This is a genomic window from Methylobacterium sp. J-067, assembly GCF_022829465.1.
In the GTDB taxonomy this organism is placed as follows: Bacteria; Pseudomonadota; Alphaproteobacteria; order Rhizobiales; family Beijerinckiaceae; genus Methylobacterium; species Methylobacterium litchii.
Genome location: NZ_JAKSXZ010000110.1, coordinates 109,309 through 123,823, shown reverse-complemented (window position 1 = coordinate 123,823; position 14,515 = coordinate 109,309). Strand labels below are relative to the sequence as shown.

At 70.4% G+C, this 14,515-nt stretch carries 13 protein-coding genes; 4 read left to right on the top strand and 9 right to left on the bottom strand.

Annotated features, from left to right (window positions below; genetic code table 11):
* Positions 1 to 16 precede the first annotated feature (16 nt).
* Together MKK52_RS15675 and MKK52_RS15670 are read right to left on the bottom strand one after the other, a co-directional pair.
* Positions 17 to 1,048, bottom strand: a complete 1,032-nt coding sequence (locus tag MKK52_RS15675; RefSeq protein WP_243955369.1) for an NAD-dependent epimerase/dehydratase family protein — start codon at positions 1,046 to 1,048, stop codon at positions 17 to 19.
* 33 nt (positions 1,049 to 1,081) lie between these two features.
* Complete coding sequence (locus tag MKK52_RS15670; RefSeq protein ID WP_243955367.1) at positions 1,082 to 2,278, bottom strand: glycosyltransferase family 87 protein; 1,197 nt, start codon at positions 2,276 to 2,278, stop codon at positions 1,082 to 1,084.
* Positions 2,279 to 2,398: 120 nt separating this feature from the next.
* Between MKK52_RS15670 and MKK52_RS15665 the strand changes: the two genes are divergently transcribed.
* Positions 2,399 to 4,165 (top strand): hypothetical protein, encoded by a 1,767-nt coding sequence (locus MKK52_RS15665; protein WP_243955366.1) that lies wholly within the window; start codon positions 2,399 to 2,401, stop codon positions 4,163 to 4,165.
* On the opposite strand, the gene glp is transcribed toward MKK52_RS15665, so the two are convergent.
* Genes glp through MKK52_RS15630 form a run of 7 tightly spaced genes read right to left on the bottom strand, consistent with a single transcriptional unit; the run spans position 4,162 to position 11,919 of the window.
* The gene (glp, locus tag MKK52_RS15660; protein ID WP_243955364.1) at positions 4,162 to 5,391 is read right to left on the bottom strand and encodes a gephyrin-like molybdotransferase Glp; all 1,230 of its coding nucleotides are present in this window, start codon (positions 5,389 to 5,391) and stop codon (positions 4,162 to 4,164) included. The genes MKK52_RS15665 and glp overlap by 4 nt on opposite strands.
* An 11-nt stretch (positions 5,392 to 5,402) precedes the next feature.
* A complete protein-coding gene (moaC, locus tag MKK52_RS15655) occupies positions 5,403 to 5,891 on the bottom strand; it encodes a cyclic pyranopterin monophosphate synthase MoaC (protein ID WP_243955362.1) in 489 nt (162 codons plus the stop codon).
* The gene (gene trpC, locus MKK52_RS15650) at positions 5,888 to 6,757 is read right to left on the bottom strand and encodes an indole-3-glycerol phosphate synthase TrpC (protein WP_243955359.1); all 870 of its coding nucleotides are present in this window, start codon (positions 6,755 to 6,757) and stop codon (positions 5,888 to 5,890) included. Before trpC ends, moaC begins: the two co-directional genes overlap by 4 nt.
* A complete protein-coding gene (gene trpD / locus MKK52_RS15645; protein ID WP_243955357.1) occupies positions 6,754 to 7,791 on the bottom strand; it encodes an anthranilate phosphoribosyltransferase in 1,038 nt (345 codons plus the stop codon). The genes trpC and trpD overlap by 4 nt, the downstream gene beginning before the upstream one ends.
* A 32-nt stretch (positions 7,792 to 7,823) precedes the next feature.
* Positions 7,824 to 8,438, bottom strand: coding sequence for an anthranilate synthase component II (locus MKK52_RS15640; RefSeq protein WP_243955355.1), 615 nt, complete (start codon positions 8,436 to 8,438; stop codon positions 7,824 to 7,826).
* A 59-nt stretch (positions 8,439 to 8,497) separates the two neighbouring features.
* Positions 8,498 to 10,018: an anthranilate synthase component I gene (trpE, locus tag MKK52_RS15635; protein ID WP_243955353.1), complete on the bottom strand. Its 1,521-nt coding sequence runs from the start codon at positions 10,016 to 10,018 to the stop codon at positions 8,498 to 8,500.
* Positions 10,018 to 11,919 carry a peptidyl-prolyl cis-trans isomerase gene (locus tag MKK52_RS15630; protein WP_243955350.1) on the bottom strand — a complete coding sequence of 634 codons (1,902 nt, stop codon included), beginning with the start codon at positions 11,917 to 11,919 and terminating at the stop codon, positions 10,018 to 10,020. Before MKK52_RS15630 ends, trpE begins: the two co-directional genes overlap by 1 nt.
* 196 nt (positions 11,920 to 12,115) lie before the next feature.
* Here MKK52_RS15630 and tpiA point away from each other — a divergent pair, with 196 nt between their 5' ends.
* From tpiA to secG, 3 genes are all read left to right on the top strand, one after another.
* On the top strand, positions 12,116 to 12,877 hold the full coding sequence (gene tpiA, locus MKK52_RS15625; RefSeq protein WP_243955348.1) for a triose-phosphate isomerase: 762 nt from the start codon (positions 12,116 to 12,118) through the stop codon (positions 12,875 to 12,877).
* Positions 12,878 to 12,967: 90 nt separating this feature from the next.
* Positions 12,968 to 13,882, top strand: coding sequence for a polyphosphate kinase 2 (gene ppk2, locus MKK52_RS15620; RefSeq protein ID WP_243955346.1), 915 nt, complete (start codon positions 12,968 to 12,970; stop codon positions 13,880 to 13,882).
* Between the two features lie 139 nt (positions 13,883 to 14,021).
* Positions 14,022 to 14,438 (top strand): preprotein translocase subunit SecG, encoded by a 417-nt coding sequence (secG, locus tag MKK52_RS15615; protein WP_243955344.1) that lies wholly within the window; start codon positions 14,022 to 14,024, stop codon positions 14,436 to 14,438.
* Positions 14,439 to 14,515 lie beyond the last annotated feature (77 nt).

The window sequence follows — 14,515 nt, the reverse complement described above, 5'->3', positions numbered from 1 at the left end:
TAAGACTTTGCTGCCTCTACGAAACCCATTTCAGAACACGGATCACACCCATGTTCGCCGCTTGGCGGTGAGCCGAGACGTCCCGGCGGGCGGCGATCTCGGCCCGGTTGGCGACGTAGTAGCGGTAGGCGGCGAGCAGCATGTCGCCGTTGGTCAGCGTCGGTCGCCAGCCGAGATCCGCTTTGATCCGGCCGGTGTCGAATACGAAGCTCTCCGCGATCATGCGGTAATGGTAGGGGCCGAGCGGCGAGATGCGCAGCGCGTGCGCGGCGCGCATGGCGAGCAGCGTCGGCTTCAGCGGCAGATGCGCGGTGCGGGCGCCGGTACCGGCATGGGCGATGACGTGCTCGAAGGTCTCGCGCATGGACCCGACATCGTCGGCGCCGATGCCGAACACGCCGGAGGCGGTCTGGCGCCACGCCAGCAGCATCGCCGCGATCAGGTCCTTGGCGTAGATGAACTGGTAGCGGTTGCTCCCCTCCCCCACGAGCCACACCCGGCGGCCCTCGCGGATGAAGTCGAACAGGATGGCGAGCAGCCCCAGCCGCCCCTCGTCGATGATCGTAGGCGAGCGGATCACCGTCGTGGCGAAATCGCCTGCATGGGCGGCCAGGATGCGCTCGCCTTCCAGCTTGCTCGCGCCGTAGATCTCGCAGGGCGCGGGCGCGTCGTCCTCGCGCACGGGACGGTCGAAGCCCCGTGCCCAGAGGCAGTTGCTGGAGATGTAGACGAGGCTGCGGATCCCGGCCGAGGCCGTCGCCTGGGCGAGGGTTCGCGTGCCCTCGACATTGCTCGCCCAGAGTTCGCGCGGCTTGATGGTGCCATGGGCCAGCAGCGCGGCGCAGTGAAACACTGCCTCGTGGCCGGGCAGATGTCGGTCCAGGAGCGCCCGGTCGCGGATATCGCCGACGATCGCGGTGAAGCCCGGCGCCGCGATGGTGGCGGGCAGGAGGTCCACGCTCGTGACCAGATGGCCCTCGTCGAGGAGGCGGCGGACGAGGAGCGAGCCCAGGAAACCGGAACCGCCCGTGACGAGAACGCGTGCCATTGTGAAGCTCGCCGGCTGGAAGGGATCGGAACGTCAGGCCGCCACATCGAGGGCGCGGTTACGGGGAAGCGCGAGTTCCTGCGGCCTGAACAAGCGCATGGCCTGGGCGAACAGGGCGCCCGGCACCAGTACGCCGAGGATCGGCAGATCGAAGACGATGAGGATGCGCGCCATCGGCAGCAGCAGCCACGCCGCGACGGTCATCGGCGCCGCGCCGGGCGCCCGGCCGAGGACCAGCAGCGCCAGGGCGGGCGCCGCGATGGCGAGATCGTAATGCGAGACGTAGGGCTGCATCACCAGGGCGCCGAGGATGATGACGGCGAGCGCCCCGGGCTCCCGCACGTCCCTCCGCATCGCCGCGACGGCGAAGGCGAGGCAGGCCGCGCTGACGACACCCTGGAGAATCCAGGCGGCGCCGGCCGGCAGGCCGGAATAGCGCGCAGCGAAATAGGCCGTGACCGAGGTCTCGATCATCTTCGCGTCGAACTGGGTGATGAATGCGCTCTGCACCGGCATCGTGATGGTGACGAAGCGCTGCCAGACCTCGATCCCGAACATGCCTACGGAGGCGGCGACGAGGGCCAAGGTCGCCAAGGCGCCGACCGCGAGGCAGCGCCAATGCCCCGACAGCAGCAGGATCAGCCCGATGGCGCAGGCGAATTGCGGCTTCATCGATAGCACCGCGAGGCAGAGCCCCGCGAGCCAGGGCCGCCGCCCCGCCTCGATGAGCGCGACGGTGGTGGCGAGCGCCAGCAGCCCGCCGAAATGCCCGTACATCATCATCGCCACGGCGGGCGGCGACAGGCAGACCACGAGGATCGGACCCCACACGGGCGATCCGCGCAGGAGGAGGCGCGTCGTCAGCGCGAGAGCCGCAAGGTTCGCGGCCGTCCAGAGCAGCACGGCCGGCAGGAACGGCAGGGCTGCGAAGGGCGCGAACAGCAGCAGCGAATGCGGCGGGTAGACGAAGATGAGCAGCGGATCGCGCGTCATCTGGAACGCCGTCTTGATCGCCGCGCTGTAGGCGGGCTGATCGACCAGCAGGGCACCCTGCCCCGCGAGCACGAGGCGCGGCGCCATCCAGAAATTCACGAAGTCCCGGCCGAGCGGCGCGCCGATCATCCAGCCGTGGATGTTCCACGGGATCATCGCGAGCCACGACAGCGCCGAAATGAACGCGCCGCCGACGAGGATCGCGATCTCCCGTCGCTGCAATGTCGGTGTGAACATCAGGTTCGGCTCCACGCGGGCACAACCCTAGGAAGCAACGGCTGACGATTGGTTAACCCAACAATGCTTCATCCTGAGGCGCGGCCCGGCGCCCCCTCCGGGCGGGGAGACGAGACGACGATGCCGGACCGAGCCTCGCCGGCCGAACTGCCCGCGCGGCGCATCAACCCGGCGGTCCTGCTCTGGCTGTTGGCCGCCTTCGGCTTCGCCACGATGATCGCGCCGGCCGATATCGGCATGGTCATCTACCATCTGCGCGTGCCCGATCCCGACGACGCGATGCGCCTCGTGGAGGTGCGCGACCTCGTAAACGGACAGGGCTGGTTCGATCTCGTCCAGCACCGCTTCGGGCCGCCGGCTGGGATCGTCAGCCACTGGTCGCGGCTCGTGGATGCGCCGCTCGCCGGGCTGATCCTGCTTCTCACCCCCCTCACCGGCCAGGGGATGGCGGTCGGCCTCGCCGCTGCCTTCTGGCCGATCGCGCTGTTCGGCCTCTACGCCGTCGTGCTGATGCGCGGGACCGGGGCCACCTTCGGCCACAGGGCGGGGCTGATCGCCCTCGTGGTCGCGACGCAGACCGTCGGCGTCACCGTGCAATTCGCCGCCGGGCGGGTCGATCACCACGGGCTGCAACTCACCATCATCCTCGGCATGGCGCTGGCGCTGATGCGGGGTGGCGGCCGAGCGGGGCTCGTCGCGGGGATACTCGCCGCCGCCTCGATGGCGGTGGGGCTCGAAGGGCTGCCCTACGTGGCGGTGGGGGCGCTGTTCCTCTGTGGAGATTGGTGCTTGCGCGGGCGGACGGCGCTGGCCGCGCTCGTCGGGTTCGGCCTCGGGCTCGGCCTGGCGGCGCCGATCCTGTTCGGCGTGCAGACCGATCCGGCCCGGTGGAGCGTCACCGCCTGCGATGCCCTCTCGCCGCCGTGGCTGATGCTCGCGGCAGGCGGGCTCGCGCTGACCCTGGCCTGCGCCGGGCTCGACCGGGTGCTGGCCCGTCCCGCCACGCGGTTCGCCGCCGTGGCCGGGCTCGGCCTCGTTGTGGTCGCCGGCTTCGCGGCTCTGTTTCCCGTCTGCCTCGCAGGGCCCTTCACCGGCATGACGGCCGTGGTGCGCGATCACTGGCTGCTGAAGGTCAACGAGATGACCAGCGCGGCGACGTTCATCGCCCGGGGCCAGTGGGAGGGGCTGGTCTTCTACCCCGTGCTGATCCTCGCGACGCTCGCCGCCACCTGCCTCTCGCGGCGCGGGCGGGAATGGGCGGTCACCGCGATGCTGCTGTGGCCGGGGCTAATCATGGGGCTGATGGAGGTCCGGGGCCTTTATGTCGCCAGCGGCCTCGTGCCCCTCGTGGCGGGTGGATTCATCGACCGGGCGCTCGGCTCGCCCGGCATCCGCTGGAAGAAGCTCTCGGCGGTGACGGCCGCCGGCCTCGTCAGCACCGTCTGGATCGCGCCCGCCGTCCTCGGCGAGACGCTGCTGCCTTGGACGCGCACTGCCAAGGACCCCGAAGGCGCCAGGATCTGCCTCACCGATACGGCCCTGCGGGACCTTGCGATCCTACCGCAGGGCACCGTGCTGGCTCCCGTCTTCATGGGGCCGGCGATCTTGCTGAACACGCCCCATGCGATTGTGGCCGCGCCCTATCACCGGGCGGTGCCGCAGATCGCCGCCTCCCTCGAAGGGCTCGGCGGCATCCAGGCGGACCTGCGCAGGGCGACGGCCTCGCAGGGTGCGACCTACCTCATCACCTGCCCAACGCGGCCGGCGGACGACCTCCAGGCCGAGACCGCCTTCGCCACGCGCCTCACGCGCGGCGAGGCAAGCGCGGCTTGGCTGCGCCCCGAGCCCTCGCAGGGACCACTGAAAATCTGGCGGGTGGCGCCCTAGACGAGCCGCCGGTCGAGGCGGATGATCCGGCACGGCTCGCCGGCCTTGGCGGGCGGGGCATGCGGCGCGCGGACGAGCAACGCCTCCGAGCGGCCGAGCACGGCGAGCATGGATGAATCCTGCCGGTTCTCGGGGGTGGCGACAGGCAGTTGCCCCGCTTCCACTGTGAGGCTGGCGCGCATGTAATCGGCCCGTCCGTCATTGGCCGGCAGGTCGCGGCCGAGCGTTGCCGGCTCGGTGCGGTCGGCCCCCGCCAGCGGATCGCCCAGCATCGCCCGGATTGCCGGCACAACGAACAGCAGCCCGCAGACGATGGACGAGACGGGATTCCCCGGCAGGCCGATCACCAGCATGTCCCCAAGCCGGCCATGCATCAGCGGCTTGCCCGGCCTAAGGGCGACCCGCCAGAAGCCGAGTTCGAGCCCTTCACGGGCGAGCGCCGCCTGGACGAGATCGTGATCGCCCACGGAGGCGCCGCCGAGGGTGATGAGAAGGTCGGCCTTCGTCTCGCGCGCCCGGCGGAAAGCGGCTTCGAGCGCCGCGTGATCGTCGGCGGCGATGCCGAGGTCGATGGCCTCGGCGCCGGCCTCCTCGGCGAGGGCGGCCAGCGCGAGGCTGTTCGAGGCGACGATCTGGTCCCAGGCCGGCGTCGCGCCGGGCTCAACCAACTCGTCCCCCGTGGCGAGGATCGCCACCCGCGGGCGCCGCCGCACGTCGAGGCGCGGATGCCCCGCCGCCGCCGCCAGGGCGAGGCGGCGCGCGTCGAGGGTCATGCCTTCAGCGAGGAGCACCTGCCCCGCCGCGAAATCGAGCCCTTCCCGGCGGATGAACCGGCCCTGCTCAACCGCCTCGCGGACGTGGACGGTGTCGCCCTCGGCGTCGGCATCCTCCTGGATCAGGATGGCGTCGGCGCCCTCCGGCACCGGAGCGCCGGTGAAGATCCGCACCGCCTCGCCGGGTTGGAGCGTACCTGAGAAGCCGTGCCCGGCGGCGCTGGTGCCGGCGAGCGTCAGGCGCGCGCCGACCGCTCCGGCATCGGCGGCCCGCACGGCGTAGCCGTCCATGGCGGAGGCCGGGAACGGCGGCTGCGTGCGGGTCGAGGCGACCGGCGCCGCGAGCACCCGGCCGGCGGCGCGGGCGAGGGGCACGCTCTCGGTATCGACGGGCCGGGCGACGCTCGCGAGGATGCGGGACAAAGCCTCGGCGACGGGGATCAAGCCGCTCATCGGCGTCGGCCTCACTCTGCTGCGTCTGCCCTGTAGGCGCCGGAGCGCCCGCCATCCTTGGCGAGGAGGCGGATGCCCTCGATGCGCATGCCACGATCCACCGCCTTCACCATGTCGTAGACCGTGAGGCAGGCGACCGAGACGGCGGTCAGCGCCTCCATCTCGACGCCGGTCGGCCCCTGCACCCGCACCTCGGCGGTTAGACGCAGGCCGGGGAGGCTTGCATCCTCCTCACACTCCACCCGCACCTTCGAGAGGAGCAGCGGGTGGCAGAGCGGAATGAGTTCGTGCGTGCGCTTGGCCGCCATGATCCCGGCGAGCCGGGCGGTGCCGATCACATCGCCCTTCTTGGCGTCGCCCTCGCGGATCAGCGCCAGGGTGTCCGGCAGCATCACCACGCACCCCTCCGCGCGGGCGGTCCGGGTGGTGGCGGCCTTGTCGGTGACGTCGACCATGTTGGCCGCGCCCGACGCGTCGAGATGGGTGAGGCCTTCGCTCATGCCTTGGACTTCTTGCCCGTGTCCCCAAACAACAGCGCGCGGGTCGCCTTGGTGACGTCGCCCTGGCGCATCAGGCTCTCGCCCACCAGCACCGTATCGAGGCCGTGCGCGGCCAACGTTTCCACGTCGGCATGGCTGCCGATGCCGCTCTCGGCCACGGCGATGCGGTCGTCCGGGATGCCAGGCTTCAACCGCAAGGCGTTGTCGAAGGAGACCTCGAAGGTCTTCAGGTTACGGTTGTTGATGCCGACCAGGGCGGTGCCGAGCGGCAGGGCGCGGGCCAGTTCGGCCTCGTCGTGGACCTCGGCCAGCACGTCCATCTTCAGGTCGTGCGCAGTCTCGACCAGGGCGGCGGCCTCGTCATCATCGAGGCAAGCCATGATGACGAGGATGCAGTCGGCCCCCCAGGCCCGCGCCTCGTAGACCTGATAGGGCTCGAACATGAAGTCCTTACGCAGCACCGGCAGGCGGCAGGCGGCCCGCGCGGCGATGAGGTAATCGGGCTTGCCCTGGAAGGACGGCTCGTCGGTGAGCACCGAGAGGCAGGTGGCCCCACCCTTCTCGTAGGCCGCCGCGAGGGTGGCCGGATCGAAATCGGCGCGGATCAGCCCCTTTGAGGGCGAGGCCTTCTTCACCTCGGCGATGAGGGCGGTGCGCCCCTCCGCCCGGTGGGCACGGATCGCCGCCGCGAAACCGCGCGGCGGATCGGCCTGCGCGACCTTCTTCTCCAGCTTCGCCAGCGGCACGCGCAGCTTCGCCTCGGCGATCTCGCGGCGCTTGTACGCCTCGATCCGCGCGAGCACGTTCGGTCGCTCGGGCGCCTCGGCGGCGGGGTCGGGCGCGGCCTCTTGCGTCAGCGAGGTCATCGGCTCTCCTGCCCCTTCGAGCATTCTTGCGACACGCGCACCAGACGCGCGAGGGTGGCACGGCCCGCGCCGGTATCGATGGCATCCTGCGCCCGGGCGACCCCGTCCGCCAGGGTCCAGGCGCTGCCCGCGACGACGAGGGCCGCGCCCGCATTGACAACCGCGATATCGCGGTAGGCGTTTCGTTCGCCCGCGAGCACCGCTCCGAGGGCCTTGGCGTTGTGCGCCGGATCGCCGCCGCGCAGCTCCTCCGGAGCGCGCAGGGTCAGGCCAACATCGCGCGGATCGATGCTGAACCGCGTGATCCGGCCGTCCTCCAGGGCGACGACGCCGGTCGGCCCCGTGACGGTGATCTCATCGAGCCCGTCCGACCCGTGAACAGTCCAGACCCGCTCGCTGCCGAGTTCGGCCAGCACCCGGGTCAGGGGCTCGGCGCGGGCGCCGTCCGCGACGCCGAAGAGCTGGCGGGTGACGCCCGCCGGATTGCACAGGGGCCCGAGCAGGTTGAAGATCGTCCGCACCGGCAACTCGGCCCGCACCGCCGCGACGTGGCGCATTGCGCCGTGATGGGTCTGGGCGAACAGGAAGCACAGGCCGGCTTCCGCGAGGCAGCGCTCCTGCCCCGCCGGATCGAGCCCCAGGGCCACGCCGAGCGCCGCGAGCACGTCGGCCGCGCCGGAGCGCGAGGTCGCGGCGCGGTTGCCGTGCTTGGCCACCGGTACGCCGCAGGCGGCGACGAGGATGGCGGCGAGCGTCGAGACGTTGACGCTGCCCGAATGGTCGCCGCCCGTTCCCACGACATCGACCGCGCCAGCCGGCGCCGTCACGCGCATCATCCGCGCCCGCATCGCCTCGGCGGCGCCGACGATCTCCTCCACGTCCTCGCCGCGCATCTTCAGCGCCGTGAGGAAGGCGGCGGATTGGACGGGCGTCACCTCGCCGGACAGGAGCAGATCGAAGGCCGCGCGCGCTTCGGCGCGCTCAAGGGTCTGGCCCCCGGCGACCTTAGCGAGGAGCGGTCTGAAGCTGTCCATCGGAATCGTCGCAGGAAGCGGGGCTGGCGGCGTCAATGCACGTCGGCGGCGAGCCTGTCACGCTGCGCGTTCCAGGCCCTGGCGAGATCGAGGAAGTTCTTCACGATCTCCGCGCCGTGCTGCGAGCGGATGCTCTCCGGGTGGAACTGCACCCCATGCACCGGAAGCGCTTCGTGCTGCAGGCCCATGATGAGCCCATCCGCCTCGGCGGTCACGGCGAGCGCCGAGGGGCAGGTCGCCCGGTCCACCACCAGCGAGTGGTAGCGCGTCGCCTCGAAACTGTCGTTGATGCCCCGGAACAGGCCGCTCGCTCCGTGGCGGATGGTCGAGACCTTGCCGTGGAGCGGGATCGGCGCGCGCACCACATCCCCGCCGAAGGCCTGCCCGATGGCCTGCAACCCCAGGCAGACGCCGAAGATCGGGATCTCGCCCGCGAGGTCGCGCACCACGTCGAGGCAGATGCCGGCCTCGTTCGGGCTGCACGGGCCCGGCGAGAGCACTACGGCGTCCGGCGCCTTCTCGCGGATGTCGGCCACCGACAGCGCATCGTTCCGCGCCACCTCGATCGAGTCGCAGAGCGGGCCGATCAGATGGACGAGGTTGAAGGTGAAGCTGTCGTAATTGTCGATGACGAGGACTTTGGACATGGCGCGGATCCGAACCCTGGCGCGGTGTGGCGCGTCGGGGCGGGCGGGTCAATGGCGCGCTATTGCCCCCGCCGCGCCTGCGCCGCGAAGCGCACCGCCTCTTCCGCCGCGCGGAACAACGCCTTCGCCTTGTTGACGCATTCCTGCTGCTCGGACGCCGGATCGGAATCGTAGACGATGCCCGCTCCCGCCTGGACATGCATCCGCCCGTCCTTCACCACGGCGGTGCGGAGCACGATGCAGGTGTCCATCTCGCCGCCCGCGCCGAAATAGCCGATGCAGCCGGCATAGGGCCCGCGCTTCTGCTTCTCCAACTCGTCGATGATCTCCATGGCCCGCACCTTCGGCGCGCCGGAGACGGTGCCCGCCGGAAAGCCGGCGGTGAGGGCGTCCAGGGGATCGTGCCGCGTGTCGAGGTCGCCCTCGACGTTCGACACGATGTGCATCACCTGGCTGTAGCGCTCGATGAAGAACTGATCGGTGACGCGCACGGTGCCGATCCGCGAGACGCGGCCCGCATCGTTGCGGCCGAGATCGAGCAGCATCAGGTGCTCGGCCCGCTCCTTGGGATCGGCGAGCAGTTCCTCCGCGAGCGCCCGGTCCTCGGCCGGGGTGGCGCCCCGGCGGCGGGTGCCGGCGATGGGCCGGATCGTCACGACGCCCTCGCGCACCCGCACCAGAATCTCCGGTGACGAGCAGACGATCTGGAAGGTGTCGAAATCGAGGTAGCACAGGAACGGCGCCGGGTTCGTGCGGCGGAGCGAGCGGTAAAGCGCGAAGGCTGGCAGGGTGAACGGCGCCTCGAAGCGCTGCGACAGCACCACCTGGAAGACGTCGCCCGCAACAATGTACTCCTTCGCCCGCGCGACCATCGCGGCGAACTCCTCGGGCGTGGTGTTCGAGACCGGCTCCGGCGCGGCCACCGTCGCGAGATCGATCCGCGCCTCGATGGGCAGCGGGCTTTCAAGCGCGGCCGCGACGCCGTCGATCCGCGCGAGAGCAGCCTCGTAGGCGGCGCGGGCGGAGGTTCCCTCGGCCGGGCGCACGGGCGTCACCACCGTGATGACGTCGCGGATCGAGTCGAACACAACCATCAGGCGCGGGCGCATCAGGATCGCGTCCGGCACGCCGAGCGGGTCCGGGTTCGGAACCGGCAGGCGCTCCATGGCGCGCACCATGTCGTAGCCGAGATAGCCAAACAGCCCCGCCGCCATCGGCGGCAGGTCGCGGTCCTCGTCGGCGCCGATGGCGCTCTCGGCGATCAGCCCGCGCAGGCTCGCGAGGGGATGGCGCTCATCGGGTTCGAACGCGCTGAGATCGGGCTGGCGCGCGAGGGAGGCCACGCCGTCCCGGCAGCGCCAGATCAGATCGGGGTCGAGCCCGATCATCGAGTAGCGCCCGCGCACCGCCCCGCCCTCGACCGATTCGAGCAGGAAGGCGGGCCCGGCATGCCGGGCACGGAGCTTCATGAAGGCCGCGACCGGCGTTTCGAGATCGGCCACGAGCGCGATCTCGATCAGGCTCGGACGCCCGGCCTCGTATGCGGCCCGGAAGGCGTCGAATTCGGGCAGGTCCGACATCAGTACTCGCCGCCGAAGACCTTGCGGAGCGCCGCCTGATCGACCTTCACGCCAGCGTGCTTCTGCACGTCCGTGATGTACTGGGACAGCACGTCGTCCGCGATGGCCGACTGGAAGTTCTGCGTGACGGCCTTGTCGCTGGGGCTGTCGGCCACGAAGGCCGGCATCGTCGCCGACGTCACCTTGAAGACGGCGCGCGAATCGCCCGAGGCCGCGCTGCCGGACTTACCCACCGGCGTCGCGAAGATCAGGTTCACCACGTCGGCAGTGAGCATGTCCTTCGGCTGGTTGCGCGCGAGGTCCGACGTCTCCTGCGGGTTCACGCCGACTTCCTTGGCCGCGTCCTCGATGCTCGCGCCCTTGTCGAGCTTCTCGACCAGTTCGCGGCCCTTGGCCTGAAGGCGCTTGGCGGTCTCGGCCTGCATCCAGCCAGCCTTCACCGCGTCCTTCACCTCGTCGAACGGCTTGTCGTGGGCGCCCTCGATCTTGGTGACGTCGTACCAGATGTAGCCGCCGCTCTTCGTGCGCAGGGGCTCGTTGTCGCCGCCGATCTCGGCGCGGAACACCGCCGGCAGGGTCGTGTCCGCATCGGGGATGGTGCCGATGCGGGTGCCGTCCGGCGCCTTGCCCTGGCCGTCCACCGCCTGCACCGCCACGAGGTTGAGCTTGCGCTCGGCGGCGATGTCGGCGAGCGACTTGGCGCTGGCGCGCTGATCCTCGATGGCGTCGCGGATGTCCTCGATCTTGTCCTTCGCCCGCTGCAAAGCGAGGGTCTTGCGGATCTCGCCCGAGACCTCCTCGAACGGCTTCACCGTGCCGGGCTCGATCTTGGTGACGCCCAGCAGCACCTGGCCGAACTGGCCCTTCACCGGCTGGCTCACGCCGCCCTCGGGCAGGCTGAACGCGGCCTCGGCCACGGTCTTGTCGAACAACTCGTCGCGGGAGAGCGTGCCTAGGGTCAGCTCGTTGCCGCTGGTGCCGCGCGCCTCGGCGACCTGATCGAAGGTCTTGACGCCCTCCTCGATCTCCTTGCGCGCCGCCTCGGCCGAAGCCGCATCGGGGAAGACGATCTGCTGGATGGTCCGCTTCTCGGGGCTGCCGTAGCGGCTCTTGTTGAGGTCGTAGGCCTTGCGCGCGTCCTCGTCCGAGACCGGCTCGGACTGCGCCACCGTCTCGGGATCGACCACGAGGAAGTTCACCGTGCGGTACTCGGAGGCGCGGAACTTGTCCTTGTTGCCCTCGTACCAGGTCTTCAACTCCTCGTCGGTCGGGGCCGGGATCTGGCCGGCATCGGAGGGCTGAAGGAACAGGAAGGACACCGCCCGCCGCTCGGTCGTGTAGCGATGCACCGACTCGCGGAGGGCCGTCGGCACGCTGATCCCACCGGACACCGCCTCGGCCAACTGGATGCGGGCGATCACCGAGCGCTGCTCGTTCACGAAGCGCTGCTCGTTCAGGCCAGCACGCTGGAGCGTCTGGTAGAACAGCTGCGGGTCGAACTGGCCTTGGGCGGTCTGGAAGGACTTCTCCTCGTGGATCGCGCGGAGCACGGCGCTGTCGGGAACGGCGAGGCCGAGGTCGCGGGTCTTCTGGTCGAGCGCCGCCTCGGTGATGAGCTGCGACATCACCTGCCGGTCGAGGCCGAGCGCCCGCGCCTGCTCCGGAGAGAGGGCGCGCTTCAGCTGCACCTGATAGCGCTCGAGCTGGTTCTGGTAGGCCTGCCGGACCTGCTCGGACGAGATCTTGGTGTTGCCCACCGTGGCGACGGCGCTCGTCCCGCCGCCGCGGATCAGATCCTCGACGCCGTAGATGCCGATGCCGAACATCAGCAGCGAGAAGATGATCGCCAAAACGATCTTGCCGAGCCAGTGCTCGGTGGCGGCGCGGATGCCCTGCAGCATGGTGTGTCTTGGAAACGCCGGTCTGGAAAATGCTTCGTCGCGGCTCGCGATAGACCATTCGCGCGGTGAAACAAAGGCTCGCCCGCGTCACCATCCCCGCGCGCTGCGTGGGGAAAGGGCTCGGGCGCGGTTTGCGCGCCTAAGCTTGCTCTGGTACGGCCGCCGGATCACGCAGCGGTGAGGAGTGGGGCGGGGAATGACGCAGGGCGGGCGGCGGCCCCTGGTCGCTGGCAACTGGAAGATGAACGGCACGCGGTCCTCGATCGCCGTGGTGGAACAGATTCGCGACGGCCTGTCGCCCGATCTGTGCTCCCGGATCGACGTGTTGATCTGCCCGCCCTCGACCCTGATCGGGTCCTGCGTGGCGGCGGCCTACGGGTCCAACATCGCCATCGGCGGCCAGAACCTCCACGCCCGCGAGAGCGGCGCCTTCACCGGCTCGATCTCGGCCGAGATGCTGGCCGACCTCGGGGCGAAATACGTGATCGTCGGCCATTCCGAGCGGCGCGCCTACCACCACGAGACCGATGACGGCGTCCACGCCAAGGCGCTCGGCGCCCGCCGCGCCGGGCTGTGCGGCATCATCTGTGTCGGCGAGACCATCGAGGAGCGCGAGCAGGGCCGCGCCCTGGACATCGTCCGCGCGCAGTTGGCCATCGGCCTTCCCAAGGGCGCGACATCGGCCGATACGGTGATCGCCTACGAGCCCGTCTGGGCTATCGGCAGCGGGCGCACGCCCACGCCGAAGGACATCGCCGAGGTCCACGCTTCGCTCCGCGACATGCTCGACAAGCTGGCCGGCGAGGAAGCGCACAAGATCCGCATCCTCTACGGCGGCTCGGTGAAGCCCGGCAACGCCCGCGAAATCCTCTCGGTCGAGAATGTCGATGGCGCCCTGGTCGGCGGCGCGAGCCTCGTGGCCGACGATTTCCTGGGGATCTGCAAGGCCTACGCCTGAGACGAATCCGGGGCGCCACGCCCCGGGCTTCGCATGGGTGTCACACTGACTTGGTCTTGAGGGCGGGAGAGTCCCGTCCGAAAGCGCCGCATGTCCGAGGATCTGAGTTCCGCCCATCCCGCCTTGGTGGAGATGATCCGCCGGGAGATCCTCGACAGCTACGACGAGGAACTCGAGCAGGATCTCGAGGAATCCCGCCTCGACGCCCTCGGCCCCGCCGAAGCCCACGGGGCGCTCGACCGGCGCTTCTACTTCCGCGAACTCCTGCGCCTTCAGCACGAACTGGTCCGGCTGCAGGATTGGGTCCAGCATCACAAGCTGCGCGTCGTCGTCATCTTCGAGGGGCGCGATTCGGCCGGCAAGGGCGGCGTCATCAAGCGCATCACCCAACGGCTGAACCCGCGCGTCTGCCGCGTGGCGGCGCTGCCTGCGCCGAACGAGCGCGAGCGGACGCAATGGTACTTCCAGCGCTACGCCGCCCACCTTCCGGCGGCGGGTGAAATCGTCCTGTTCGACCGCTCCTGGTACAACCGGGCCGGCGTCGAGCGGGTGATGGGCTTCTGCACCGAAGCCGACGTCGAGGAGTTCTTCCGCTCCGTGCCGGAGTTCGAGCGCATGCTGGTGCGCTCCGGCATCGTCCTGCTGAAATACTGGTTCTCTATCACCGACGAGGAGCAGGCCCTGCGCTTCACCATGCGGATCACCGATCCGCTGAAGCAGTGGAAGCTCTCGCCGATGGACGTCGAATCGCGGCGGCGCTGGGAGGATTACACCCGCGCCAAGGAGGACATGCTGGCCCGCACCCACATCCCCGAGGCGCCCTGGTGGGTGGTCGAGGCGGTGGACAAGAAGCGGGCGCGGCTCAACTGCATCAGCCACCTCCTCGGCCAGATCCCCTACGGCGAGGTGGAGCACCCGCCAGTCCACCTGCCCGCGCGGGTGCGGCACGCCGATTACCTCCGCGCACCGATCCCGCCCGAGATGCACGTGCCGGATCGCTACTAAGCCGAAACGCGGGCGTGGTTGGCGCTGGCGCCCGCATGGTGTAAGGCTCGGTGCATCTCGATGGAGCGGCGCCGGACGCTGCCCCGCGCCCATGCCTAGACCGCACCCGGTCGGCGCGGGCGAGTGAACCGGATCCCCGATGCAGACCGTCCTGATCGTCGTCCACCTTCTTATCGTCCTCTCGCTCATCGGCGTCGTGCTGCTGCAGCGGTCCGAGGGCGGCCTTGGCCTCGGCGGGGGCGGCGGGGGCGGCGTCGGCGGGTTCATGACCGGCCGGGGCCAAGCCAACGCCCTGACGCGGGCCACCGCGATTCTCGCGGCCCTGTTCTTCGTCACCAGCTTGACCCTCGCCGTAATGTCGCACCGGACGGCGGCGCCGAAGTCGATCCTCGACACGGGCGCCCCAGCCGTGCCCGGCGCTCCGGCCCCCAAAGCCCCGGCGGGCGCGGACAACCTCCTCGACACGCTGCGTCGGGCGCAGGACCGGGCACCCGAGCAGGCCCCCGCCTCGCCGGCGCCGGAATCCGGTGTCCCGACCGCGCCGCAGTCGCGCTGACGTCTTGCGCGGGTCGTCCACGGCCCGCGTCCCGCCTGAGTTTCGCACGGATACGCCCGCGGGTTCCGAACCCGCGG